Genomic DNA, 2,711 nt, shown 5'->3' with positions numbered 1-2,711 from the left:
GCTGTCGTAGATCGAGGCGTATTTGATGTCGCCGGGCGTGACGCCGGCCTCTTCGAAGGCTCGCGGGCCGGACCAGACCGCGCCGGAATGCGTCAGGTCGAGGCTGAGGCCGCCCAGCGGCGTCTTCGGCGCCTCGCCCGCGCCCAGCACCCGCACCTTGGGCCTTTTCAGGCTCTTGGCCACCTCCGGCGAGGTCACGATCAGCGCGCCGCCGCCGTCGGTGACCACGCAGCAGTCGAGGAGGTGCAGCGGATCGGCGATCATCCGCGAGTTGACCACGTCCTCGACGGTGACCACGTCCTTCAGGAAGGCGTGCGAATTCCATTGGGCGTGGTGCGAGGCGGCGACCTTGATCCAGGCGAGCTGCTCGGAGGTCGTGCCGTACTCGTACATGTGGCGCATGGCGCACATGCCATAGGTGTTGTGGGTCGAGCCCCCGTAGATGTTCTCGAACCCGGCCTCCGGTGGGCCGTCGGAAAGCTGATCGCCGCCGCCGCCGGGCGCCATGCCGCCGCCAGGCCTGCGCCCGCCGTGTCGTGGCCGGCCGGCCAGCGTGATCAGCGCCACCGAACACTTGCCCGCCGCGATCGCCTGGGCCGCGTGGCCCACGTGGACGATGTAAGAGGACCCACCTGTCTCGGTGGAGTCGAGATGGCGCACGTTTCTCAGGCCCATGTAGTCGACCATCGACAGGCCGCCGAAGCCCGGGGCGTCGCCGGCGCAGAAATAGGCGTCGACGTCCAGGTGGCTGAGCCCCGCGTCGTCCAGCGCGCCACGGGCGCATTCGGCATGCAGCTGGGGCGTCGAGGTGTCGGGCGCGTCGCGGAGCGGATGCTCGAACGCGCCCATCAGATAGGCCTTGCCCTTGATGCTCATGGTTCTAGGCCGCCTCTTCGCTCTTCCGCCGCGCATCGCGCAGCGCGCTCCGCCGCACCTTGCCGGCGTCGTCGCGCAGCGGCTCGTCGACGAATTCATAGCTGCGCGGCTGCTTGTAGCTGACCAACAGGTCGGCGAGGTGCGCCTTCAGGTCGTCGGGCGTCAGCCTCCCCTTGGCCTGGACGATGGCGTGGATGCGGTTGCCGAGGTCCTCGTCCGGCAGGCCGATCACCGCAACGGACAGCACCTGCGGATGCTCCTCCAGCGCCGCTTCGATCTCGGCCGGATAGACGTTGGAGCCGCCCACCAGGATCATGTCGGTGCGCCGGTCGGCCAGGTAGAGATAGCCGTCCTCGTCGAACCAGCCGATGTCGCCCAGGCTTTCCCAGCCGCCCGTCATCACCTTGGCCGTGGCGCCGCGGTACTGATAGGTCGGCGGCGCGCCTTCCGGACGGCGCATGTAGATTTCGCCGACTTCGCGGGGCGGGAGATCCCGGCCGTCCTCGCCCACCGCCTTCATCTCGCCCATGGTCACCTTGCCCACCGAGCCTCGGTGCTCCAGCCACTCGGCGCCGGAGATGATGGTCACGGCCTGGGCTTCGGTGCCGGCGTAGAGCTCCATCACCACCTCCGGCCCGATCCAGCGGATGAAGGCCTCCTTCAGGAAAGCCGGACACGGCGCGGCCAGGTGCCAGAGGGTCTGCAAGGAGGAGAGGTCGTACTTCTCCCGCGTGGCGTCCGGCAAATGCCAGATGCGGTTCATCATGGTCGGCACGACATAGACCCAGGTCGCGCGGCGTTTCTCGATCTCGGCCAGCGTCGCCTCGGGGTCGAAGCGCGGCATCACCACCAGGTGGCAGCCCTGGCTCATGGCCGCCATCATCATCCCGAAGCCGGCGTTGTGGTAGAGCGGCGCCGGCAGAACGGCGATGGAGTCGGCCTTCAGCCGCCAGCCGCCGATTTCCGGCGTCTCCTTCAGCGTCACGCCCGGCTGGCCGGCCAGGATCAGCTTCGGTCGACCGGTCGACCCACCCGAGGTGGGCGCCTTGGAGACCGGCGACGTGGCGTCGGGCAGGTCTGCGTCATCGTCGGACTTCGCGGCGATGTCGGCGACGGTGACCAGCGGTCGGTCGATGTCATGCTTGAAGTCGGCGATCACGATGGGGGTCCGGGCGAGCTCGATGATCGCCTCCAGCTCTCCCTTCGGCAGGCGGAAGGAGACCGGCTGCGGCGTCGCGCCCAGTTTCCAGATCGCATAGCAGGCCTCGACGAAGCCGATCCCGTTGGGGAGGCCCAGCGTCACCAGGTCGCCGTGCTTGACGCCCAGTGCCTGCAGGCCGCGCGCCAGGCGATTGGTCCGCCGGTGCAGCTCTGCGTAGGTGAGCGTCGTCTCGCCGCTCGACACCGCCGGCGCGTTCGGCTGGAAGCGGGCGTGCTGCGCGAGCTTGGCGCCCAGGGAAATCATCTCAGCTGCGGTCGTTGTCCCGAAACTCGCAGCTCCGGAGTCGGTGGTTTCTTCGGCCATGGCGTCGTCCCAATGTCTGACGGGTCTTTGCGCCCGCCGGGCTTATGAAATCGTCAGGGTCCGCCCAATGCTTGGCGGCCGGTCACCTTCCCTATCTGATGAGGCGCCCGCAAGGTGCTTTGAGGACCAACGACATGATGGACGGCAACGTGGCGGCGGTGTTCCAGGAACGCCAGGAGGGCACCTTGCCGGGCGAACTCGGCATCCAGTGGGACGAGGTCGCCACGGGACGGGCCAGCGGCCGCCTCACCGTCGAGAAGAAGCACATGGCGCCCAACGGCTTCATGCACGCCGCCTCGGTGATCGCGCT

At 68.5% G+C, this 2,711-nt stretch carries 2 protein-coding genes; both read right to left on the bottom strand.

The window, feature by feature from the left end:
* Positions 1 to 876, bottom strand: an 876-nt coding sequence (locus tag E8A12_RS16755) for a thiolase domain-containing protein (RefSeq protein ID WP_293370883.1), incomplete at its 3' end; no start/stop codon positions are given.
* Between the two features lie 4 nt (positions 877 to 880).
* Positions 881 to 2,401: an AMP-binding protein gene (locus tag E8A12_RS16750; RefSeq protein WP_293370881.1), complete on the bottom strand. Its 1,521-nt coding sequence runs from the start codon at positions 2,399 to 2,401 to the stop codon at positions 881 to 883.
* Between the last annotated feature and the right edge of the window lie 310 nt (positions 2,402 to 2,711).

Origin of the sequence: Phenylobacterium sp., from assembly GCF_004799395.1 — a bacterium.
GTDB lineage: Bacteria > Pseudomonadota > Alphaproteobacteria > Caulobacterales > Caulobacteraceae > Phenylobacterium.
This window is presented reverse-complemented; position numbering and strand designations above follow the sequence as displayed.

What these genes read in the sequence shown, in the direction of transcription:
- E8A12_RS16750 (WP_293370881.1), bottom strand. Translation starts at nt 2,401, where the DNA reads ATGGCCGAAGAAACCACCGACTCCGGAGCTGCGAGTTTCGGGACAACG.